This is a genomic window from Pseudarthrobacter xylosi, assembly GCF_055412765.1.
In genome coordinates this window covers 732,991-755,039 of record NZ_JBVAYT010000002.1, presented here as the reverse complement: position 1 = coordinate 755,039, position 22,049 = coordinate 732,991, and the positions used below count along the sequence as shown (strand labels likewise).

Genomic DNA, 22,049 nt, shown 5'->3' with positions numbered 1-22,049 from the left:
ATCAGCTTGAGTAGGCGCTGTTCTCGTGGACGTAGTCGTGGGTGAGGTCGTTGGTCCAGATGGTGGCTTCGGAGTCACCGGACCGCAGGTCAATTTCCACCCGGACTTCGCGGGGTTCCAGGTCCACGAGGTTGCGGTCGTCACCGATGCTTCCGTTGCGGCAGATCTGGATGCCGTTGATGGCCACATTGAGCTGGTCCGGTTCGAACACGGCGTCCGTGGTGCCCACGGCGGACAGCACGCGGCCCCAGTTGGGGTCCTTGCCGAAGATGGCCGCCTTGAACAGGTTGGACCGGGCCACGGAACGGCTGACCGTTTCGGCGTCCCGCTCGCTGGCCGCGTTGAACGTGCGGATGGCGATGTCGTGGCTGGCGCCTTCGGCGTCCCCGATCAGCTTGCGCGCCAGTTCGGCGCACACCTGGGTGAGCCCGGCACCAAAGGTCTCCGCGGACGGGACGGCGCCGGACGCGCCGGACGCCAGCAGCACCACGGTGTCGTTGGTGGACATGCAGCCGTCCGAGTCAGCCCGGTCGAAGGTGACACGCGTGGCGTCGCGGAGGACGACGTCGAGCATTTCCGCTTCGACGTAGGCGTCAGTGGTGAGGACCACCAGCATGGTGGCCAGGCCGGGTGCCAGCATGCCGGCGCCCTTGGCGATGCCGCCGATGGTGAACTCCTGGCCGTCGGCGTCCGTGCCGATGAACAGCGCGGACTTGGGCACCGAATCTGTTGTCATGATGGCGTTGGCCGCGTCCGGCCCGCCGTCCATGCTGAGCGCTGCCGAGGCAGCTTCGACGCCCGGGAGGATCTTGTCCATCGGCAGCTGCTCGCCGATCAGGCCGGTGGAACAGACAAACACGTCCGTCGCCGAGATGCCCAGGACAGCGGCCACTTTTTCGGCCGTGCTGTGGGTGTTCTGGAACCCCTGGGGGCCGGTGCAGGCGTTGGCACCGCCGGAGTTGAGGACCACTGCGTCCACGCGGCCGTCCGAGACCACTTGGCGGGACCAGTGGACGGGAGCCGCGGCCACCCGGTTGCTGGTGAAGACGGCGGCCGCGGCCTTGGACGGGCCATCGTTGACCACCAGGGCGAAGTCCGGCTTGCCGGAGGTCTTCAGGCCGGCGGTGACGCCGGCGGCGCGGAATCCCAGAGGGGCGGTAACGGTCACGGTGCAACTCCCTGCAGGTTGAGGCCGTTGGTTTCCGGCAGGCCTAGGGCAATATTCATGGACTGCACGGCGCCGCCGGCAGTTCCCTTGGTGAGGTTGTCAATGACGCACGTCACAATCACGCGGCCGGTGTGTTCATCCAGTGCCAGCTGCATGGCCGCGCGGTTGGAGCCCTGCACGGACTTGGTGGCGGGCCACTGCCCTTCCGGCAGGAGGTGCACAAACGGTTCGTCGTCGTAGGCATCCGCCCACGCCTGGCGGAGGTCCGCCGCAGTGGTGCCGGGTATGACCTTCGCGGTGGCGGTGGTGAGGATGCCGCGGCTCATCGGCGCGAGAGTCGGGGTGAAGGACACGGTGACACTCTCGCCGGCAGCATTGGAGAGGCCCTGTTCAATCTCGGGGGTGTGGCGGTGGCCGCCGCCCACGCCGTAGGGGCTCATGGAGCCCATCACCTCAGAACCGATCAGGTTCACCTTCGCAGCCTTGCCCGCACCCGAGGTGCCGGAGGCGGCAACGATCACGACGTCGTCGGGCTGGAGCAGTTTGGCGGCGAACCCGGGCGTCAGGGCAAGCAAGGCCGACGTCGGGTAGCAGCCCGGGACGGCGATCCGGGTGGCGCCTTTGAGGGCTTCGCGCTGGCCGGGGAGTTCCGGCAGGCCGTAGGGCCACGTTCCGGCGTGGGCCGAGCCGTAGAACTTTTCCCACGCGGCAGGATCTTCGAGGCGGTGGTCCGCGCCGGCGTCGATCACTACGGTGCCCTCCGGAAGCTGTGCCGCGATCTCGGCGGAAGCGCCATGCGGGAGCGCCAGGAACACCACATCATGCCCGGAAAGATTCTCCACCGTGGTGTCTTCCAGGATGCGGCTGGCCAGTCCGTGCAGATGCGGCTGCAGTTCGCCGAGGCGGGAGCCCGCATTGCTGTGCGCTGTGATGGCACCGATGGTTACGTCCGGATGTCCTGCCAGGAGGCGCAGGACTTCTCCTCCGGCGTAGCCGCTGGCTCCGGAGACGGCAACAGAAATAGTCATGCCCTGAATCTTACAGCAAAAGTATTCAGTGTGCCCGATATTTATGCATCTGGCGTTTCGTCGTTTCCCAGATCCGCTGGACAGGCAGGCGTAAGCTGGGGTGAGGGTGATCCTGACCGTGCAGTCCGAATGTCGGCTGCAGCGTTGCCCGAAACAGTTACGAGGCCCCGCTCCATGACCACCACCCTCCCCACGTCAGAGCGCCCCAAATCGCGTGTCCGGCAGCCCAACGCCGTTGTCCTGAGCTATTCGGAGCTGTTGAAGAGCGTCAAGGCTGAAGGCCTGCTGGAACGCCGCGTCGGTTTCTACATCACTCTCTTTGCCAGCCTGGTGCTCCTGATGGCCGCCACATGGTTCGGCTTTGCCCTGATCGGCGACAGCTGGTTCCAGCTCCTCATTGCCGCAGCTGTCGGGGTTCTTTGCACGCAGCTGAGTTTCCTGGCCCACGAGGCCGGGCACCGCCAGATCTTCGCGTCGCGCCGGGCCAACGACTGGACCGCCCGGATCCTGGCCACCTCGGTGGCAGGCATGAGCTACTCGTGGTGGGAGCAGAAGCACGGCGCCCACCACAACCACCCCAACGTCATTTCCAAGGATCCGGACATTGCCACCGGGGCCATCGCCTTCCACCCCGAAGGTGCCGCCACGCGGCAGGGCCGGTTTTCTTTCCTGACCCGCAAGCAGGGCTGGTTCTTCTTCCCGTTGCTGTTCCTTGTTGGCCTGGGCCTGCAGATCGACTCGGTGAAGTTCGTCTTCCGCCGGGCCAAGGTGACGCACCGCTGGGTAGAGCTCCCCATCCTGTTGGTCCGCCTCGGCGCCCTGCCCGTCCTGGCCTTTACGTTCCTGCCCCTGGGAATGGCGTTCGCCTTCATCGGCGTGCAGCTTGCCGTCTTCGGTTTCTATATGGGCGCTTCCTTCGCACCGAACCACAAGGGCATGCCGGTCCTGCCCGCGGACAGCCGCGTTGACTTCTTCAGCCGCCAGGTCCTGACGTCACGGAACATCTCCGGCGGCCGGTTTATGGACATCCTGCTCGGTGGCCTGAACCGCCAGGCTGAGCACCACCTCTTCCCGGACATGGCACGCCCCCAGTTGGACAAGGCTGCCAAGATCGTTCGCGAGTACTGCAAGAAGCACCAGGTTCCCTACACGGAGACCACGCTGCTGCAGTCCTACGGCATCATCGTCCGCTACCTCAACGACGTGGGCCTTGCCGCAGGGCGCCACTTCGAGTGCCCGATGGCAACGGTCACCCGGCGGTTCTAGCCCACACTGCTGGACAGGCGTCCCACGCGGCTCCCCCCGCATGATTCTTCCCCCCTGTGACCCGAAGCGACGGCCGGCTACCGGCCGTCGCTTCGTCGTCAGCGGCGGTATCCCTAGGATGGTCAGGGAGACCGGCTGCGGGAAATCCCCGCCCGGAGAGGAGACCCTCTATGCAAGCCATCGTTGTCCGTCAGCCCGGAGGCCCGGAAGTCCTTGAGCTTTCCGAGGTGGACCGACCGACGCCCGGCCCCGGCCAGTTGCTCATCAAGGTGGCGGCTACGGGCGTCAATTTCATTGAGACGTACCAGCGCGGCGGCATGTACAAGGTTGCCCATCCGTTCATACCGGGCGCCGAGGCAGCGGGCATTGTCGAAGAAATTGGCGAGGGTGTTGAGGGTTTCTCCGTAGGGAGCCGGGTTGCAACGGCCGAGGGCCAGCAATGCTACGCAGGCTACACCGTGCTGGACGCTGCGAAGGCCCTCCCCGTGCCGGATGGCGTGGACCTTCTAACGGCCGCGGCGTTGCCTCTCCAAGGCATGACCGCCCACTATCTGATCAACTCATCCTTCAAGGTGGAGCCCGGCCAAACCGTCCTGGTCCACGCCGGTGCCGGCGGCGTGGGCCTGCTGATTACCCAGCTCCTGAAGGCCCGCGGAGCCCGGGTTATCACCACGGTGTCCACCGACGAGAAGGAAGCCCTGGCCAAGGGAGCCGGCGCCGACGTGGTGCTGCGCTATGAAGGATTCGCCGAAGCAGTCCGCGACCTCACCGACGGCGCCGGCGTCCAGGTGGTGTACGACGGCGTGGGGAAAGACACGTTCGACGGCTCGCTTGCCAGCCTGCGCACCCGCGGCTTCCTCGTCCTGTTCGGGGCGGCCTCCGGGGCCGTGCCGCCGGTGGATCCGCAGCGGCTCAACGCGGGCGGGTCACTTTCCCTCACACGGCCAACACTGGCGCATTTCCTCGCTAATCCGCAGGAACGGCGGTGGCGCTCCAGCGAGGTCTTTGGGGCGGTAGCCGACGGAAGCCTGAAGGTCCGGATCGGCGCCACGTACCCCCTGGCCGAGGCGCGACGTGCCCACGAGGATCTCGAGGGCCGGCGCACCACGGGCAAGGTCCTCTTGGTTCCCTGAGACCCTCAACGAGTCCGGATGAACAGAATATGAAGCTTCAACCAATCTTGGACACCTTCCGTTCACCTTGCCGGGGCAGAATCCGACCGTGAGTGAGCACCAGTCGAACGTCGTAGCATCCCCTCCGGATGCCGTATACCGTCCCCAGCTGGCCGGTTTGCCCCTGGCCCCGCCTGAGCGGACGCTTATGGCCATCCTGGCGGAATCGGCCACCCGCTTCCCCGAGGCATCGGCGCTCGATGACGGCCGACGGTCCCTGAGTTACGCCGACCTGATGGCCGCGGTCCGGGCCAAAGGGCGGGAGCTCCAGGCCGCCGGACTGGGCGCCGGCGACAGGATCGGCGTGCGGATTCCGTCTGGGACCAACGAACTGTACATCTCGATTCTTGCGATCCTGGACATCGGCGCCGCCTACGTGCCTGTGGACGCCGATGACCCCGAGGAACGTGCACGGCTCGTCTTCGGCGAGGCAGGCGTGGCCGCAGTCCTCACCGGTGGGGACGCGGTCGTTGTGCCGGCCTCCCGGCCCGCCGAAGAACACCGGCCCGCGGAGGACGGCCGTGCCGCCGAGCACCCTTCTGCCGCGCACCGTAAAGCCGAAAGCCGTGCTGCCGAGCCCGCCGATGATGCGTGGGTGATCTTTACCTCCGGGTCCACCGGAACGCCCAAGGGCGTCGCCGTCCAGCACCGCTCCGCCGCTGCCTTTGTCGACGCCGAAGCCCGGATCTTCCTGCAAGAGGAGCCCCTCGGCCCGCAGGATCGGGTGCTGGCGGGGCTCTCCGTCGCCTTTGATGCCTCGTGCGAGGAAATGTGGCTGGCCTGGCGCCATGGCGCCTGCCTGGTGCCCGCGCCGCGTGCCCTGGTCAGGACGGGAACGGACCTCGGCCCGTGGCTTATCAGCCACGGCATCACCGCGGTGTCCACTGTTCCTACCCTTGCGGCCCTCTGGCCGGCCGAGTCCTTGGAAAGCGTCCGGCTCCTGATTTTCGGCGGCGAAGCCTGCCCGCCCGAGCTCGCCGAACGGCTTGCCGTCCCGGGCCGGGAAGTATGGAACACCTACGGCCCCACGGAGGCCACGGTGGTGGCCTGCGCGGCCCCTTTGGGTGGTCCCGGTCCCGTCCGGATCGGGCTGCCGCTGGACGGCTGGGACCTGGCCGTGGTGGACGCTGAAGGACTGCCGGTCGGCGAAGGGGACATTGGCGAGCTGATCATCGGCGGGGTGGGACTTGCCCGTTACCTGGATCCGGACAAGGACCGGGAGAAGTACGCGCCGATGCCGTCCTTCGGCTGGCAGCGCGCCTACCGTTCCGGCGACCTGGTCCGCTATGAAGCCGCCGGCCTGATCTTTATGGGCCGCGCCGACGAACAGGTCAAGCTCGGTGGACGCCGGATCGAACTGGGCGAAATTGACTCCGCCCTGCAGGCCCTCCCCCACGTTGCCGGAGCTGCGGCGGCCGTGCGGACAACAGCGGCGGGCAACCAGATCCTGGTGGGATACCTGGCCGCAGCTTATGCGGACCTGGATCTGGTGGCAGCCCGCGAACTCCTGGCGGCGAGCCTTCCCGCTCCCCTCATTCCGCTATTGACCGTCGTCGACTCCCTCCCGACGAAAACCAGCGGCAAGGTGGACCGTCACGCCCTGCCCTGGCCGTTGACCGGGACCGGCGCGGCGGAGGCCGACGCAGCTCCGTTGAACCTGCCGGAAGATGCCGCCTGGGTGGCCGAACAATGGACGGCCGTCCTTGGCAGCCCCGTATCAAGCCTCGACGCCGACTTCTTCGCCTACGGCGGCGGCTCGCTTTCCGCTGCCCAGCTTGTCTCCGCTCTCAGGCGCCGGTACCCCACCATCACGGTCGCTGACATCTATGCCACTCCCAGGATCGGGGCCCTGATTGACGCGGCCCGCCAGACGCTTCCCGACGGCGTGGCCGCCGGACCGGCGCCGTCCAGGACTGTGCGCCCCACCGCGTTCAAGTCCCAGGTCTTCCAGACGCTGATGGGCATTCCCTTGCACATCCTGGTGGGGATGCGCTGGCTGACCTACCTCATGGCGGCCAACAACGTGCTGGCCTCCTTGGCAGGGTTCAGCGCCGCCCCCACCGTTTCCTGGTGGTGGGTGGCCGCGTCCTGGCTGGTCTTCGTCTCCCCGGCCGGCCGGATGCTGATATCCGTGGCCTCGGCCCGGATCCTGCTCCGGAAGGTTGGCCCGGGAACGTACCCGCGCTCCGGGCGCGTGCACCTGCGCCTCTGGCTGGCGGAACAGATCCAGGACCTCGCCGGTGCTATCAGCCTCGCCAGCGCACCGTGGGTGCCGTATTACGCCCGCGCGCTGGGCGCCAGGATCGGCAACAACGTCCAGCTGCACTCGCTGCCGCCTGTCACCGGGCTGCTTTCCCTCGGCAGCGGCTCCAACATTGAGCCTGAAGTGGACCTTTCCGGTTGGTGGATCGACGGGGACATCGTCCACATCGGAGCCGTCCACATCGGGGCAGGAGCCAGCATCGGGGCGCGCAGCACGCTGATGCCCGGCGCGTCCATCGGCGCCGGAGCCCAGGTGGAGCCGGGCTCGGCCGTCCTCGGCAAGGTGAAGGCCGGCCACCACGTGGCAGGGTCCCCGGCCGAGCGCCGGGGCAAGGCCAAACACTCGCTGCCGGACACTCCCGCCGAACATCGGCTGATTGGCCGGCTCTGGTTCGCCGGATTCGCCGTGGCTTCGGCCGTGCTGGCCCTGATCCCTTACGCCTCGGCGGCCGCCGCTGCACTGGTGGTCTTTGGCTTCATCCGGGGCAGTGAATCGCTCGCCGCCGCCGTCCCGCAGATCCTGCTCGCCCTCGCACCCGCGGCCTTTGTATGGTTTGTCGTCAACCTGCTGCTCATTTTGGTCACCACCCGGTTGCTCGGCATTGGCCTGGCCGAGGGCTACTACCGCGTCCGGAGCCGGATCGGCTGGCAGGTCTGGGCCACGGAACGAGTACTGGACCTGGCACGCGACCTGCTCTTCCCGGTCTACGCCAGCCTTTTCACCCCGGTCTGGCTGCGCCTCCTCGGCGCCAAGATCGGCAAGAACGTCGAAGCCTCCACTGTCCTCCTCATCCCCAAGATGACCACCGTGGGAGAGGGCGCCTTCCTGGCCGACGACACCATGGTGGCCTCCTACGAGCTCGACGGCGGGTGGCTGCGGATCGCGCCAGCAAAGATCGGCAAGCGCTCCTTCCTCGGCAACTCCGGCATGACCGCCGCCGGCCGGAACGTCCCCAAGAACTCGCTCGTGGCCGTCCTGTCCGCCACACCGGCCAAGGCCAAGTCAGGAACCTCGTGGCTGGGCAGCCCGCCTGTTCGGCTCCGGCGCACCGCCATCGCCTCAGATGACACGCGCACCTTCCAGCCGCCGCTGCGGCTCAAGATTGCGCGCGGCCTCTGGGAACTGGGCCGCTTCGTCCCCGTGGTGGCAACGGTAGCGATCGCCGCAGGCGTGATGCTTGCCTTCGACCGGCTGGCCGCCATGTACAACTACGGAATTGCCGCGGCCCTGGGCGGCGTCGTGATGCTGCTGGCGGGCGCGGTGGCCGCGGGCAGCGCCGTCGTCGCCAAATGGGTCCTCGTGGGCCGGATCCGCGCCGGCGAGCACCCGCTCTGGAGTTCCTTTATCTGGCGCAACGAAGTGGTGGACACCTTTATCGAAATGGTCAGCGCCCCCTGGTTCGCCCGCGCAGCAACCGGCACTCCGGCCCTGGTCTGGTGGCTCCGGGCGCTCGGCGCACGGATCGGTCGCGGGACGTGGTGCGAAAGCTACTGGCTCCCCGAAGCTGACCTTGTGTCGCTCGGACGGAACTCCACCGTCAACAGGGGCTGCGTGGTCCAGACGCACTTGTTCCACGACCGGGTCATGAGCCTGGACACTGTTACCCTCGAAGACGGAGCAACCATGGGGCCCCACGGTGTCATCCTGCCGCAGGCGAGCATCGGCAGCGGCGGCACGGTAGGACCGGCCTCGCTGGTGATGCGGGGCGAATCGGTTCCAGCCGCGACCTATTGGATGGGCAACCCGGTGAGCCCCTGGAGCGGTCCGGCAGCGTCCGCTCCCAAACCACGGTAGCCCCGCACCAGCTGTCCTGCCGCCCTACGCTGATCGGAAAGACCGTCTTATGAGTTCCCCCGCACCGAGCCCGACGGCCGCGAATAACGGCCCTGCCCGCACGTCGGAGCAGGATGCCTCGGCACCTGATCCCTACATGCCGGGCCATGGCACGAACGCGTACAGGGTCAGCCGCTACGAACTGGATCTCGACTACAAACTCAGCAGCAACCGGCTGAGCGGGCGTGCCCTTCTTCATGCCGTTACCCGGTACGCGACGGCGGCCCTGGTGCTGGACCTGATCGGGCTCCGGGCCACGAAGATCCAGCTCAGTGGGCGCCGGGTTAAGAAGTTCAGCCAGCGCGCGGGACAGCTGGTCATTGTGCCCGAGGCCGCACTGCCGGCGGGCGAGGAATTTACCCTGGACATCCGGTACGAAGGCAACCCTGGTCCCCGGCGCGGGTTCTGGGGTGATGTGGGCTGGGAGGAACTCACCGACGGCGTCCTCGTGGCTGGCCAGCCGAACGGTGCCGCCTCCTGGTTCCCCTGCAACGACCATCCCGGCGACAAGGCCAGCTACAAAATCAGCGTGACCACCGACGCCAACTACCGGGCCGTGTGCAACGGCATGCTGATCTCGCACACCAGCAGGGCCAGCCGCGAGACCTGGGTCTACGAGCAGGCCGAACCCATGGCCACTTACCTTGCCACGGTCCAGATCGGCCGGTATGAGTTCCTCGCCCTGACTCCCTTCCCCGTGGATGGGCAGGTTCCTCAGTTCGCCGCCGTCCCTGCCATGTTGGTCGATGCTGCCCGCGACGGCCTGGCCAGGCAGCCTGAGATGATGCGCGCCTTTGCCAACTGTTTCGGACCCTACCCGTTCCCGGAATATTCCGTGGTGGTGACCGAAGACGAGCTCGAAATACCGCTTGAGGCGCAGACGCTTTCCATTCTGGGCCGGAACCACCTGACGCAGGAGTGGGAGTCCCAGCGGCTCATCGCCCACGAGCTTGCGCACCAGTGGTTCGGAAACTCCCTCACTGCCTCATCCTGGGCGGACATCTGGCTCCACGAGGGCTTTGCCTGCTATGCGGAGTGGATCTGGTCCGAGGAAGCGGGCGTCCTGCCTGTCGCGGACCGGGCCGCCGCAGCCTGGCGGAAGCTTGCTGCCGGCAGGCAGGACATCATCGTGGGCGACCCCGGGCCGGAGCTGATGTTTGATGACCGCGTCTACAAGCGCGGAGCCTTGGCCCTGCATGCCCTGCGGGTCCGCTGCGGCGACCTGGCATTTTTTGCACTGTTGCATGAGTGGACGGATGCCCACCGCCACGGTTCGGTGTCCACGGCGGCCTTTATCCTCACCGCGGACCGGGCCACCGGCCTGGACACTGAGGCCCTGCTGCACCCGTGGCTGCTCGAGGCAGCCCTTCCGCCGCTGCCTGTGCGCTAGCTGCCGGCGCGCGAAACCGCGACGGCGGCGCGGAAGTTGAGCGGGAGGCCCGCCTCGCCGGAAGCAAGGTCCCTGATCTCCGGGCGGGACAGCACATCGAGGGTGTCCGGGGCGGTAGCGAGGCCGTCGCCCGTCATCTTGAGCCAGGCTTCCTTGCGCGCCCAGAGCCGTGCCCGCTCCTGCAGCAGCTGAGGCCCGGCCAGCCCGGCGAGGGCCGCGCGCTCGGCGGCGGTGAGGGCCACACCGTCGAACCCTTCAAAGGCCATTCCGGAAGGGTCCGCCAGGTCCACGCCCATGGTGACTCCGGCCGGCGGCTCCATCACCGCGCCCAGCAGGATCCAGCCCGAACTCCGGGACAGGCTCAGCGCGAGCGGCACCGGCTCTCCCCTGAGCGTGTAGCCCGGCCTGCCGTGCGATAGCCCGGCGCCGGCACCGCACCGGGGGCAGCTGAAGTGTGTGGTGAGGTCCGACGCCGGGACGTCCAGCAGTTCTGCCGCGAACGTTCGCAGGGCACGCCGGCCCGCCAAAAAAAATGCCCGGGGGCCAGGCGCCAGGGCCGCGGCACGGACGAGCTCGGCAGGCCCGAGCACTACTGGCTGTCCACCCGCCGTCGGATCCTGCCCTCCCGGTAATCCGGGAGAGCAGGAACGCAGGACGGGCACCGAAGAGCCCGGCCCCGCCATGCCTGGTGCTGGCCTTGCCCCCACCGGCCCCGCCACCCCGGATCCGGGCTTAGCGCTGGACGGCGCCGAAGCGCTCTGCAGCCAGGGCAACTGCGCTTTCGCGCGCAGCCGAGGCTTCATCGGCGGTCAGCGTCCGGTCCGTTGCCCGGAAACGCAGGCCGAAGGCGAGCGATTTTTTGCCTTCTTCAATGCCCTTGCCGGCGTAGACGTCGAACAGCGCCACATCCTCCAGCAGCTCGCCGGCGCCTTCGCGCAGGGCCTCAAGGACCTGGTCCGCCGGAATGTCCTGCGGCACCACCAGGGCGACGTCCTGGGTGGCTACCGGGAACGTGGAGATGTGGCGGGCCACAATCACATCCGCGGCTGCCTCGAACAGCGCATCGGCGTTGAATTCCAGCGCCACCGAACGGGCCGGCATGTCGTGCGCGGCCAGCAGCTTCGGGTGCAGCTCGCCGGCGTAACCCACCACCTCACCGGTCCGCAGCGAGAGCTGTGCGGCGCGGCCCGGGTGGAACGCCTGGTGCGCACCCTGGCTGACCACGATCTCCACGCCCAGGACGTCCCCGGCGAGCCGGGCAATGTCCAGCGCGTCGGACCAGTCCCACAAGCGCGGTGTGTGGCTCGCTGCAGCGGGTGAATCGTGGCCCGTGAGGACAGCGGCGACATACAGCGGCTGGTCCGGAACGCCGTCGTACAGTGCATCCAGCACCTCGTCGGAAGGCCTGACGCCCAGCGGCGGGATGGACGGCGTACCCACAGTCCCGCTTGGCAGGAACACCAGGCCGGACTCGAAGAGTGCCAGATCGCGGAAGCCGCGGGAGTGGTTCCGTTTGGCCACCTCGATGAGCCCGGGGAGGATGGACGTGCGCAGGAAGCCGTGTTCCTCGCTGATCGGGTTCGCCAGCTTGACCGCGCTCCGGGCAGCACCTTGCTCGGCGACGCCGAAAGTGTCGTTGGCGGCCTTGGAGACGAACGGGTAGGCCAGGACTTCGGTCAGCCCGGCGTCAGCCAGTGCCTGGATGAGCCGACGGCGCTGCTGCTGCACGCGGGTCAGGCCACGTCCCGGAGGGGCCACCGGCAGGGTGGCGGGGATGTTCTCGTAGCCCACCAGCCGCGCGATTTCCTCGGAGAGGTCTTCCTTGGTTTCCAGGTCGTTGCGCCAGCTGGGGGCGGTCACGGTCCAGCCGCCGTCGGATTTTTCCACCGCGGCACCGAGGTCCACCAGCGCGGTGGTGATCTGTTCTTCGGTGAAATCGATGCCGATCCGCTGGGCGGCGAAGGCTGCAGGCAGCGCGATGGTTACGGCGTCCGGCGCAGTCCCGACGTCGGTGCCCGCCTGGTCAGCAACCCCGCCGGCGAGTTCCACCAGGAGGTCAACAACACGCTGGGCGGCGATGTCCGCCACGTGCCAGTCGACGCCGCGCTCGAAGCGCTTGGACGCTTCGGACGGCAGCTTGTGCCGGCGGCGGGATCGGCCAATGGACACCTCGTCGAAGTGCGCCGCCTCCACCAGGACGTTCGACGTCGAGTCGCTCACCTCTGTGGCTGCACCGCCCATGACGCCGGCAATGCCGATCGCGCCGGAACCGTCGGTGATAAGGAGGTCCTCGACGTCGAGCGTGCGCTCCTTGGCGTCCAGGGTGGTGATTTTCTCCCCCGCCACGGCGCGCCGGACCACGATGTCTCCGGACAGTTTGTCCAGGTCATAGCAGTGCGTGGGCTGGCCAAGCTCGAGCATCACGTAGTTGGAGATGTCCACCGGCAGGGAGATGGAGCGGATCCCGGCGAGCCGGAGCCGCGAGGTCATCCACGGGGGCGTCGGCTTGGTGGCGTCGACACCGCTGACGGTGCGGGCCACAAAACGGTCGCAGCCGGGCTTGCCGTAGATGGGCGCGTCGTCGTTGAGCTTGACGCCGTAGCCGCCGGAAAGCTGCGCCGGGGCCAGGACCTCTGATGCCGGGTCCGTGAAGGAAGTTCCAGTGGCGTGGGCGTATTCACGGGCCACACCACGAATGGAGAACGCGTAGCCGCGGTCCGGAGTCACGTTGATCTCGGCTGCCTGGTCATAGAGGCCCAGGAGTTCCATGGCGTCGGTACCGATTTCCGGATCCAGCCCGATGCGGGACAGAACCAGGATGCCGTCGTGGTCTTCGCCGATGCCCAGCTCGCGGACCGAGGCGATCATGCCGGCGGACAGGTGGCCGTAAGTTTTCCGGGCGGAGATGCGGAAGTCGCCGGGCAGGACCGCGCCGGGCAGGGTGACCACTACTTTGTCGCCTTCAACGAAGTTGTGGGCGCCGCAGATGATCCCCTGCACACCGGATGGGTCGATGCCTTCACCGGTGAGGGGCTGTTCCTGGCCCTCGGGGACAACCCGGACCTGGCACCAGTTGATGGTTTTGCCGTTGGTCTGGGGTTCCTTGACGATGCTCAGGACCTGGCCCACCACAACCGGACCCTGCAGGGTGTCCGTGGGGCGGTGGACGTCCTCTTCTTCAAAACCAACCTTGACCAGTTCGGCCATCACGTCTTCGGCCGTTGCTCCGGCCGGTACTGCTGCGAATTCACGCAGCCAGGAAAGTGGGATACGCACTGTTAGATCTCCATCCCGAAGTGCTCGCTGAAACGTACGTCGCCTTCGATCATGTCGCGCATGTCGCCCACTTCGTTGCGGAACATCAGCGCGCGCTCGATACCCATGCCGAAGGCAAAACCTGAATAGATGTCCGGGTCGATGCCGGCGGCACGGAGGACATTGGGGTTGACCATGCCGCAGCCACCCCATTCGATCCACCGCGGGCCGCCCTTGGCGCCCGGGTGCCAGATGTCCAGTTCCGCGGACGGCTCGGTGAAGGGGAAGTAATTCGGACGCAGCCGGACCGACGCCTCTTCCCCGAACATCTGCCGGGTGAAGTGCTCCAGCGTGCCCAGGAGGTCGGCCATGCTCAGGTTCTTGTCGATGGCCAGGCCCTCGAACTGGTGGAACACCGGGGTGTGGGTGGCATCGAGCTCATCGGTGCGGAACACCTTGCCGGGGCACAGCACGTAGATGGGTACTTCGCGTTCCAGCATGGAACGGACCTGCACCGGGGACGTGTGCGTACGCATCACCAGGTGGGCCTCGGGCGGCTCCACGAAGAACGTGTCCTGCATTTCGCGTGCGGGGTGGTCCGGCTTGAAGTTCAGGGCGTCGAAGTTGAACCACTCGGATTCCACCTCGGGGCCTTCGGCGATTTCCCAGCCCATGCCAACAAAGATGTCCGCCACGCGGTCCTGCAGCGTGGAGAGCGGGTGCCGCGCTCCTGCCCGACGACGGCGGGGCGCGGCTGTGACGTCCACTGTCTCTTCCAGCAGGATCCGGGCGTCGTTCTCGGCTTCCAGCTCGGCGGTGCGGTCCGCGAGCGCCTTGTTGACCCGGCCCCGGGAGGAACCCATGAGCTTGCCGGCTACGGCTTTCTGGTCTTTCGGCAGTCCGCCGATCTCCCGGTTGGCCAGGCTGAGCGGTGACTTCTCACCAGTGTGCGCCAACCTCACCGCCTTGAGCTCGTCAAGGGAGCCTGCGCCGGCAATGGCGGCGATGGCCTGGTCTACAGCGGCAGTGATGGCGGCTTCATCCGTAGGGTTCGGGATGGCGGCGCCCGGCAAAGTTTCAGTCATCTACTGTTCTTAGCTACGAGTAGGGGCTGCCGGTGAGGGGTGCAGCCGCGCGCGGTTTCCCGGCAGCGCATCCGTCACTGGCAGGTCATTCCGTGAATCCATGCTTGATGTATGCACTCGATGACCAGGTCAGGGCACACCGGTCAAAACCGGCGGCCACTATCCTCCAGTCTAAGTGAAGGCTCCGGCTACCATGGCCTCATGACACAAGGGCAGGGCCGGGCAGCAGCGCAGCTGTTGACGGCAGGGCAGTTGGGGGCCGGGCCGTTGAGGGCCGGGCCGTTCGCGGCGGGGCAGGTGACGGCAGGGCAGCGGGTACGGCAGCTTGCCAACCTGGCCAACGGCACCACCCTGCTGGGCCTGGCCGTTGCCGCAGCGGCGGGGACAGCCGTCAGCCAAGGCCCCCGTGGACTGGTCATAGCGTCCGGCTACCGGTGGCGTATTCCGTATGCCGGGGCCTTCACGCTGGGCAACGTAGTTATCTGCAGGATCAGGACTGAGGATCTGAACGCCAATCCGGCGCTCTTGGGTCATGAGGAAAAGCACTGCAGCCAGTACGCCTACTGCCTGGGCCTGCCCTTCCTTCCGCTGTATTTCCTGGCTGCAGGCTGGTCGCTGCTCCGGACCGGCAATCCGGCGTCGGAGAATTTCTTCGAACGGCAGGCCGGCCTGGCGGCCGGCGGCTACGTTGACATCAGGACAACAAGGCCGGCGCCAACTGGGGCCGGCGGAATCGAGGGCTGACAATGACGGACGAACCCAACACCAGGACCAACAACAGGACCCTCACCGTGACCGGAACGGGGACGGCCGAGGCGCCACCTGACCTGCTGACCATTTCCGTGGGCGTCGAGTGCCGGCGTGACACCGTAGTCGCTGCCTATGCGGACGCGGGAACAGCGTCCGCGGCTGTATCCGGCGCGCTCCGCCAGCACGGCGTGGCCGACGCGGACATTCGGACCTCCGGTCTGAACGTCCGGCCGGAGTTCGTCTGGCGCGACGGCGGCGGCCAGCAGGTGACCGGCTATGTGGCCTCCAGCGTGCTCACCGTGCGCCTGCGGCAGCTGAGCGCAGTGTCCGGTGTTATTGCCGCCGCGGTTGATGCCGGCGGCGATGACGTACGCCTGAACGGACTGGACCTTGGCTTCGCGGATGAGTCAGCCGTCGCCTCCCTTGCCCGGGAAGCTGCCTGGCAGGATGCCGTTGACAGGGCTGAACAGTTTGCATCCCTGGCGTCCGCGCGGCTCGGCGCGGTGACCTCAATTGCCGAACACTCCGATGCAGCCGGGCCTGTTCCGGTGGCCCGGATCCAGCGCGCCGCCGCCAGCGAAGCCATCAGCGTGGAAGCGGGCCACGCCACCATTAGCACCAGCGTCACCGTGGTCTGGGAACTGCAGGCCTGACGGTTTCCGCAGCCCGCACCGAGCCCGTACCGAGCCCGGCGCGCGGACTTCCCAAGTGTCCGGTCCTTGACTTAAGTTCGAACATATCTTCGAATAGAGGACATGAGATGGGATGCACAAGCACTGATGCCCCGGCCCGCCGATGACCTCGGAAGTGGCCCGTCACCTGCCCTGCTCCCCCTTGCCGGGTTGGTCCGTTCGGTCACCACCCCCGAATTCGCCGGCATCACCTTTCATGAGGTCACCGCCAAATCGGTGCTCAACAAGGTGGTGGCCGGGTCGCGGATGCCGTTTGAGTGGACCGTGAACCCGTACCGCGGCTGCAGCCATGCCTGTGTTTACTGTTTTGCGCGCAAGAGCCACACGTACCTGGATTTTGACGCCGGGCTGGATTTTGACAGCCAGGTGGTGGTGAAGGTCAATGCCGCCGAGGTCCTCCGGAAGGAGTTGGCTAAGCCGTCCTGGGGGCGCCACCAGGTGGCGCTTGGCACCAACACGGACCCCTACCAGCGGGCCGAGGGCCGCTACCAGCTGATGCCGGGAATCATCACGGCGCTGGCTGACTCAGGAACGCCGTTATCCATCCTCACCAAGGGGACGTTGCTGGCCCGGGACATTCCGCTCCTGAAGCGCGCTGCCGCCCAGGTGCCGGTAGGAGTTGGCATTTCCCTGGCCATGACGGACGAGGCACTCTCGGAAGCCGTGGAACCGGGCACGCCAGGACCGCGTGCCCGGCTGAAGCTGGTCTCCCGCTTGCGCGATGCCGGGCTCCCGTGCGGTGTGATGGCGATGCCCATCCTGCCCTGGCTGTCCGACAGCGACGAAGCACTCGATGCCCTCTTCGGCTCCCTGGCCGCCGCAGGAGCCACCGGGGTGACGGCCGGCGCCCTTTACCTGAAGCCGGGTACCCGGGAATGGTTTATGGAGTGGATTGCCAGGAACCACCCGGAACTGGCCGGCCGCTACCGGAGGCTCTACGGCACAGGCTCCTATGCCTCCAAGGAATACCGCACGTGGCTCGCCGCGAAAGTCCGCTACTTCAAGCAGCGGCACGGCTTCACCAGCGGCCACGGTTTCAGCCACCGCGACCTCGAGGACGATCCCCGCGGCGAGGAAGCCCAGTATCCGGCCGGGAGTATCCCGTCCGTCCCCGGCGCACAGGAACGCCCGGCTGGGGAATCCCAACCGGCCGCCGCCGGGCCGCGTCAGCAGCCCACCCTGTTTTAGTGGCAGTTTCCTAGCTGGCCGGAATAACCAGGCCCACGTACTTCTCCTGCAGGAAATCCTTCATGTCCTGTCGTTCGAGTACAGGGCCATCGGCGGCAGGTAGACCTTGCCACGCTGACCAGGTTTTTGCCGGACGTTGGGCCGCCCCAAAACTCAGCGCGGAGCAGTCGAAGCAACGGGCGTGCCCAAAGATTCAAGGAGTGCCCGGACAATCGGGAAGTCGGCCGGGATCCACGGAAGGCTGAGAGCTTCATCACGGTTCGTGGTGCTGATCCATTTTAGCTGGTCGTGGTCTTCGAGCGGCTGGGGATCACCGCTGGAAATCTCCGCCAACCACACCCGCATACTGGCCCGCTCGTTCAGCCGCCAGCCAGCCGCCATCCCGGCGGGAATTTCCGGCCCCAGGCGAACCTCTACACCCAGTTCCTCCCTGAGTTCCCGGTGCAGCGCAGCCTCGCATTGCTCCCCCGCCTCCACCTTGCCGCCGGGGAACTCCCAGAGCCCCGCGAACTGCTCGGGAGCAGTCCGCCTGGCCACCAGCATGCGCACAGGGTTTGCCAACGAGTCCACTATTGCTCCGCCAACTACCTGTATCTGTCCACTCACCGCACCAGTCTATGAGGGAGAATGGTTTGCGGGCATTCCCCCAGCATCCCTTTGAAAAGCAGGCACATGAGCAGCGTCATCCATACATCCACCGCGTCCAAAGCGAAGACTCCGCACGTTGGCGCCGCGATCTTCGCACTGGCCATGGGCGGCGTCGGAATCGGTGTCACGGAGTTCACCATGATGGGCCTGCTCAAAGAGGTGGAACAAGGACTCAGCATCAGCACCCCGGAGGCGGGGCACCTCATCTCCGCTTACGCCCTCGGAGTGGTGGTGGGCGCGCCGCTGCTCGCAGCAGTCGGGGCCAAACTGCCGCGCAAATACCTCGCGCTCGGCCTCATGCTGTTCTTCACGCTGGCCAACCTGACGTCCTATCTTGCTCCCGATTACGGCAGCATGCTGGTTTCCCGGTTTGCGGCCGGGTTGCCGCACGGCGCATTCTTCGGAGTCGCGGCCGTAATCGCCGCTTCCCTGGTTTCCCCCACCCGCCGCGGCTGGGCAATTTCCATGGTGATGGCGGGCCTGTCCGTTTCGAACGTTATCGGCGTGCCGGCAGCCACCTGGGTTGGCCAGACCTTCGGCTGGCGGCTCCTGTTCCTCCTCGTGGGAGGTATTGGTTTACTGACCCTGGTCCTGCTGTGGCGCTATGTTCCCTACCAGGCACCTCATCCTGACGCGAGCATCCGACGCGAACTCGGTGCGCTCAAGCGGCTTCAGGTGTGGCTGGCCATCCTGATCGGCATCGTGGGCTTTGGCGGCTTCTTCGCAACCTACACCTACATTGCGCACACCATGACCCTGGTAGCCGGGATTCCGGCGTCGCTGCTGCCCATTGTGGTCGCTCTCTACGGACTGGGCATGGTCGCGGGAACCGTCGTGGGCGGCAGGCTCGCCGACAAGTCGGTGATGGGCACACTGTACTGGGTCCTGCCCGGTATCGCTGTCGCCCTGGTGGTTTATGCGGTGGCTGTGCACTGGCCCTGGTCAGCCCTCGTGATGGTCTTTGTGGTGGGGGCGTCGGGCTCCATGCTGATCCCGGCCCTGCAGACCCGGTTGCTGGATGCCTCGCCGGACGCCCCCTCCCTCGCCTCTTCGCTCAACCACGCCGCACTCAACGTTGCCAATGCCTTAGGCGCCTTCCTGGGCGGCGTAGTGATCGCCTGGGGCTGGGGCTTCGTGGCGCCTGCGCTCGTGGGGGCCGTGTTGGCTGTCCTGGGCTTTGGCATCGCCGTGGCCAGCGGCCTCCTGGAACGCAAGAAGCCGCTGTCCGCCTGATCCTGGGGAACGGGCGGTCAGCGGCTTCACCGATGCATCCGGTGCGCCGGGTAAGCACAGTCAGGCCTGCGGGTCCTGAACACCGGCCTCAGCGGAAACGTGGCCCGCGCTTGAAACCTCTCCTGCACCTGAAATCTCGTCCGTGCGACCGTCTTCGCGGTGCAGATCCGGTTCGAGGTAGATCACCCGGGCCATCGGAACGGCCATGCGGATACGGGACTCGGCCCCGTCAATCGCCGCGGCGATCTCCCGGCCGGTTTCGGCGGCACCCACGGAGATTTTGGCGGCCACCAGCAACTCCTCCGGTCCGAGGTGAAGGGTTTTGAGGTGGATGATGCGGTTGTGCCCCCCGGCCTCGATGGCCTCGCTGATGCGGGCAACGTCATCCCGGGTGGCAGACTCGCCCAGCAGCAGGGATTTGGTTTCGATAGCCAGGACCACCGCGATGGCCACGAGCAGCAGGCCGATCATGCCGGTGCCTGCGGCGTCCCAGATCCCGTTGGCGGTGACAAGGGTCACGCTCACACCGACGAGTGCAAACACCAGGCCGAGAAGGGCCCCGAGGTCCTCCAGCAGGATGACCGGCAGTTCCGGTTGTTTGGCTGTCCGCACAAAACTTACCCAGCCTTGCTTGCCACGGACGTGGTTGGACTCCATGATGGCCGTCCGGAACGAGTACGACTCAGCCGCGATGGCGCCGATCAGCACAGCCAGGGGAACCCACCAGAAGTCTCCTTCGATGGCGTGCGGGTGCTGCAGCTTCTCCCACGCTTCGAAAAGAGCAAAGAGCCCGCCCACACTGAAGAGCACGATCGAGACGATAAAGGCGTAAATGTAGCGTTCCCGGCCATAGCCGAACGGGTGCTCCGCGCTGGCTGCCTTCCTGGCGCGCTTGCCGCCGATCAGGAGCAGCAGTTGATTGCCGGAGTCGGCAACCGAGTGGATGGCTTCGGCCAACATCGACGAGGAAGCCGTCAGAAAAAAGGCCACGAATTTCAGGACAGCGATGGTCAGGTTTGCGGCTAGGGCCGCCACAATCGCCTTGGTACCGCCATTAGCAGCCACGGAGGCTTCTCCTCTTCACAGGGTTCAGGAACAAGCAGGGATATTCGCGGCGCCGCAGTCGGCGCCGCCCACGAACACCGTACCTTTACGGCCATAAAACACGCACCTCTGACATGCACTAAGCCTGCTGACATTGGGGGAACCGTATGTTAGCTTGAACACTAATCGGGACGTTTAATCCCGACGAATATGAAGGAGGAGACATGGGTTTTCTTGCTTGGATTATTCTCGGCCTCATCGTAGGGGCCATCGTCAAAGCGGTAATGCCCGGCAGGGTCGGCGGCGGCTGGGTGACGAGCCTCGTGCTCGGCGTGGTCGGCGCAATTGTAGGCGGCTGGATTGGCAGCCTCCTGTTCGGCAAGGGTGACCTTGCCTTCTTTGATCTGGGTACCTGGATCCTGGCTATTGTAGGCGGCCTGGTGGTTGCCGGCGTGTACGGCGCCATCACGGGACGCAGCAAGAGCACACGGGCACCCTGATTACCCCTACCTCATCTGATTCATACAGCAAGGGCCCCGGAGAACTTCCGGGGCCCTGCCTTTTAAGTCTTATGTCCGGGTAAGTCAGACGTCCGGATGAGCCAGCTCGGGAGGTCCGTCATGCCTTCTGGGACCTGGCACTCGCATAGAGGCACACCGTAGCCGCCGTGCCGAGGTTCAGGCTTTCCGCGTCGCCGTAAACGGGCACGGCCACCCGGTGGTCGGCCAGGGACAGTTCATCTTCCGAGAGCCCCTGGGCTTCGTTTCCGAACAGCCAAGCTGTAGGACCCTCCAGGGCGAACAGCGATTCGACGCCGGGTCCTGCGATCCGGCGGGCGGCGTTTTCGTCCTGAAGCGTGTCCAGGTTGACGTCACCGGCGCCGTCGGCGGCCAGCAACCCAATCCCCCGCGCTCGGCAGGCCGCCGCTACTTCCGCAAGATCGGCGCCCAGGACCACGGGCAGATGGAACAGGGAACCGGCGGTGGATCGGACCGCCTTGGGGTTATAGATGTCAACGCTGGATGCAGTCAGGATGACGGCGTCCGCCCCGGCCGCGTCAGCTGCCCGGAGCACGGTGCCGGCGTTGCCGGGGTCCCGGACCTGACACAGTACTGCGAGCAGCCGCGGCCCGGCGTCGAGGACCTGCTCAAGACTCACGTCCAGGAAACCGCAGACGGCGAGAATGCCTTGCGGGGTAACGGTGTCCGCCATCGCGGCCAGCACTTCATCGGTAGTGAGGTATGCGTCGATGCCCTCCGCGAGTGCCTCCAGGTCCGGGTGCCGGTCCAGGCATGCCTCGCTCGCGTAGACCTCGTAGACGACGCCGGGCTCCCCCGCGGCAACCCTTTTCTGGTGCAGCGTCAGGGCCTCGCGGACAGCCTGCGGACCCTCTGCCAGGAACTCGCTGCGCTTTAAACGGGCCGGGCGCCCGGCAAGTTGTGCCACCTTCCTCACCCGATCAGCTCGGGGATTGGAGAGTGGAAAGTCTTGCGGGCGCCCGGTTTCGTTCATATAAGAACCTTAGTGGCTTCAGCCACCAGTCCTCGAACTGGCGTGGGTGCTACTTGGCAGCCACGTCAGCGGCAGGCTTTGCAGCCTTGGCCTTCGGTGCCTTGGCAGCCTTGGGGGCTGCGGCTTCAACGGCCGGAGCGGACGTGTCGGCAGGCAGGGAATCCTTGGCGATCTTCACCAGCGCGGCGAATGCGTTGGCATCAGAAACGGCCAGCTCGGCAAGCATACGGCGGTCAACCTCGACCTCAGCGGCCTTCAGGCCCTGGATCAGACGGTTGTAGGTCAGGCCGTTGGCGCGGGATGCAGCATTGATGCGCTGGATCCACAGGCGGCGGAAGTCGCCCTTCTTCTTCTTGCGGTCGCCGTAGCTGTACACAAACGAGTGCAGCAGCTGCTCTTTGGCCTTGCGGTACAGGCGTGAACGCTGTCCGCGGTAGCCCTTTGCGCGTTCAAGGATAACCCGGCGCTTCTTGTGGGCGTTGACCGCCCTCTTCACACGTGCCACGTGCGTACTCCTTAGAA

18 protein-coding genes are annotated in these 22,049 nt (G+C 66.5%); 9 read left to right on the top strand and 9 right to left on the bottom strand.

The genetic code is table 11. The annotated features are described in order from the left end of the window. Nucleotide 1: 1 nt before the first annotated feature. Nucleotides 2-1,168, bottom strand: coding sequence for a bifunctional glutamate N-acetyltransferase/amino-acid acetyltransferase ArgJ (gene argJ / locus ACZY1F_RS07510; protein WP_463941110.1), 1,167 nt, complete (start codon nucleotides 1,166-1,168; stop codon nucleotides 2-4). Next, nucleotides 1,165-2,196 carry an N-acetyl-gamma-glutamyl-phosphate reductase gene (argC, locus tag ACZY1F_RS07505; RefSeq protein ID WP_463941109.1) on the bottom strand — a complete coding sequence of 344 codons (1,032 nt, stop codon included), beginning with the start codon at nucleotides 2,194-2,196 and terminating at the stop codon, nucleotides 1,165-1,167. Before argC ends, argJ begins: the two co-directional genes overlap by 4 nt. 174 nt (nucleotides 2,197-2,370) lie before the next feature. On the opposite strand from argC, the gene ACZY1F_RS07500 reads away from it, so the two are divergent. The 4 genes from ACZY1F_RS07500 to ACZY1F_RS07485 all read left to right on the top strand — a co-directional run bounded on the left by ACZY1F_RS07500 (nucleotide 2,371) and on the right by ACZY1F_RS07485 (nucleotide 10,120). Further along, nucleotides 2,371-3,462, top strand: coding sequence for a fatty acid desaturase family protein (locus ACZY1F_RS07500; protein ID WP_463941108.1), 1,092 nt, complete (start codon nucleotides 2,371-2,373; stop codon nucleotides 3,460-3,462). Nucleotides 3,463-3,632: 170 nt separating this feature from the next. Further along, the gene (locus tag ACZY1F_RS07495; RefSeq protein ID WP_463941107.1) at nucleotides 3,633-4,595 is read left to right on the top strand and encodes a quinone oxidoreductase family protein; all 963 of its coding nucleotides are present in this window, start codon (nucleotides 3,633-3,635) and stop codon (nucleotides 4,593-4,595) included. A gap of 187 nt (nucleotides 4,596-4,782) precedes the next feature. Next, nucleotides 4,783-8,691, top strand: a complete 3,909-nt coding sequence (locus ACZY1F_RS07490) for a Pls/PosA family non-ribosomal peptide synthetase (RefSeq protein WP_463941153.1) — start codon at nucleotides 4,783-4,785, stop codon at nucleotides 8,689-8,691. Between the two features lie 49 nt (nucleotides 8,692-8,740). Continuing rightward, nucleotides 8,741-10,120, top strand: a complete 1,380-nt coding sequence (locus ACZY1F_RS07485; RefSeq protein ID WP_463941106.1) for a M1 family metallopeptidase — start codon at nucleotides 8,741-8,743, stop codon at nucleotides 10,118-10,120. Here the strand turns inward: ACZY1F_RS07485 and ACZY1F_RS07480 are convergent. The 3 genes from ACZY1F_RS07480 to pheS all read right to left on the bottom strand — a co-directional run bounded on the left by ACZY1F_RS07480 (nucleotide 10,117) and on the right by pheS (nucleotide 14,460). Further along, on the bottom strand, nucleotides 10,117-10,710 hold the full coding sequence (locus tag ACZY1F_RS07480) for a 4'-phosphopantetheinyl transferase family protein (RefSeq protein WP_463941105.1): 594 nt from the start codon (nucleotides 10,708-10,710) through the stop codon (nucleotides 10,117-10,119). The genes ACZY1F_RS07485 and ACZY1F_RS07480 overlap by 4 nt on opposite strands. Before the next feature lie 142 nt (nucleotides 10,711-10,852). Beyond that, nucleotides 10,853-13,396: a phenylalanine--tRNA ligase subunit beta gene (gene pheT, locus ACZY1F_RS07475; protein ID WP_463941104.1), complete on the bottom strand. Its 2,544-nt coding sequence runs from the start codon at nucleotides 13,394-13,396 to the stop codon at nucleotides 10,853-10,855. 2 nt (nucleotides 13,397-13,398) lie between these two features. Continuing rightward, nucleotides 13,399-14,460, bottom strand: coding sequence for a phenylalanine--tRNA ligase subunit alpha (gene pheS / locus ACZY1F_RS07470; protein WP_463941103.1), 1,062 nt, complete (start codon nucleotides 14,458-14,460; stop codon nucleotides 13,399-13,401). Nucleotides 14,461-14,757: 297 nt separating this feature from the next. Here pheS and ACZY1F_RS07465 point away from each other — a divergent pair, with 297 nt between their 5' ends. The 3 genes from ACZY1F_RS07465 (at nucleotide 14,758) to ACZY1F_RS07455 (ending at nucleotide 17,090) form a co-directional block, all read left to right on the top strand. Then, nucleotides 14,758-15,204 (top strand): hypothetical protein, encoded by a 447-nt coding sequence (locus ACZY1F_RS07465; protein ID WP_463941152.1) that lies wholly within the window; start codon nucleotides 14,758-14,760, stop codon nucleotides 15,202-15,204. Nucleotides 15,205-15,206: 2 nt separating this feature from the next. Continuing rightward, nucleotides 15,207-15,863, top strand: a complete 657-nt coding sequence (locus ACZY1F_RS07460) for an SIMPL domain-containing protein (RefSeq protein ID WP_463941102.1) — start codon at nucleotides 15,207-15,209, stop codon at nucleotides 15,861-15,863. Between the two features lie 102 nt (nucleotides 15,864-15,965). Further along, a complete protein-coding gene (locus tag ACZY1F_RS07455; RefSeq protein ID WP_463941101.1) occupies nucleotides 15,966-17,090 on the top strand; it encodes an Rv2578c family radical SAM protein in 1,125 nt (374 codons plus the stop codon). 153 nt (nucleotides 17,091-17,243) lie between these two features. On the opposite strand, the gene ACZY1F_RS07450 is transcribed toward ACZY1F_RS07455, so the two are convergent. Continuing rightward, complete coding sequence (locus ACZY1F_RS07450; RefSeq protein WP_463941100.1) at nucleotides 17,244-17,633, bottom strand: (deoxy)nucleoside triphosphate pyrophosphohydrolase; 390 nt, start codon at nucleotides 17,631-17,633, stop codon at nucleotides 17,244-17,246. Between the two features lie 129 nt (nucleotides 17,634-17,762). On the opposite strand from ACZY1F_RS07450, the gene ACZY1F_RS07445 reads away from it, so the two are divergent. Continuing rightward, nucleotides 17,763-18,971 (top strand): MFS transporter, encoded by a 1,209-nt coding sequence (locus tag ACZY1F_RS07445; RefSeq protein ID WP_463941099.1) that lies wholly within the window; start codon nucleotides 17,763-17,765, stop codon nucleotides 18,969-18,971. 60 nt (nucleotides 18,972-19,031) lie between these two features. On the opposite strand, the gene ACZY1F_RS07440 is transcribed toward ACZY1F_RS07445, so the two are convergent. Next, nucleotides 19,032-20,036, bottom strand: coding sequence for a cation diffusion facilitator family transporter (locus ACZY1F_RS07440; protein ID WP_463941098.1), 1,005 nt, complete (start codon nucleotides 20,034-20,036; stop codon nucleotides 19,032-19,034). A 203-nt stretch (nucleotides 20,037-20,239) separates the two neighbouring features. On the opposite strand from ACZY1F_RS07440, the gene ACZY1F_RS07435 reads away from it, so the two are divergent. Continuing rightward, the gene (locus tag ACZY1F_RS07435) at nucleotides 20,240-20,515 is read left to right on the top strand and encodes a GlsB/YeaQ/YmgE family stress response membrane protein (RefSeq protein ID WP_463917502.1); all 276 of its coding nucleotides are present in this window, start codon (nucleotides 20,240-20,242) and stop codon (nucleotides 20,513-20,515) included. A 118-nt stretch (nucleotides 20,516-20,633) separates the two neighbouring features. On the opposite strand, the gene ACZY1F_RS07430 is transcribed toward ACZY1F_RS07435, so the two are convergent. Continuing rightward, the gene (locus tag ACZY1F_RS07430) at nucleotides 20,634-21,527 is read right to left on the bottom strand and encodes a TrmH family RNA methyltransferase (RefSeq protein ID WP_463941097.1); all 894 of its coding nucleotides are present in this window, start codon (nucleotides 21,525-21,527) and stop codon (nucleotides 20,634-20,636) included. A 49-nt stretch (nucleotides 21,528-21,576) separates the two neighbouring features. Then, nucleotides 21,577-22,032 carry a 50S ribosomal protein L20 gene (gene rplT, locus ACZY1F_RS07425; protein WP_056342954.1) on the bottom strand — a complete coding sequence of 152 codons (456 nt, stop codon included), beginning with the start codon at nucleotides 22,030-22,032 and terminating at the stop codon, nucleotides 21,577-21,579. Nucleotides 22,033-22,049: the final 17 nt, after the last annotated feature.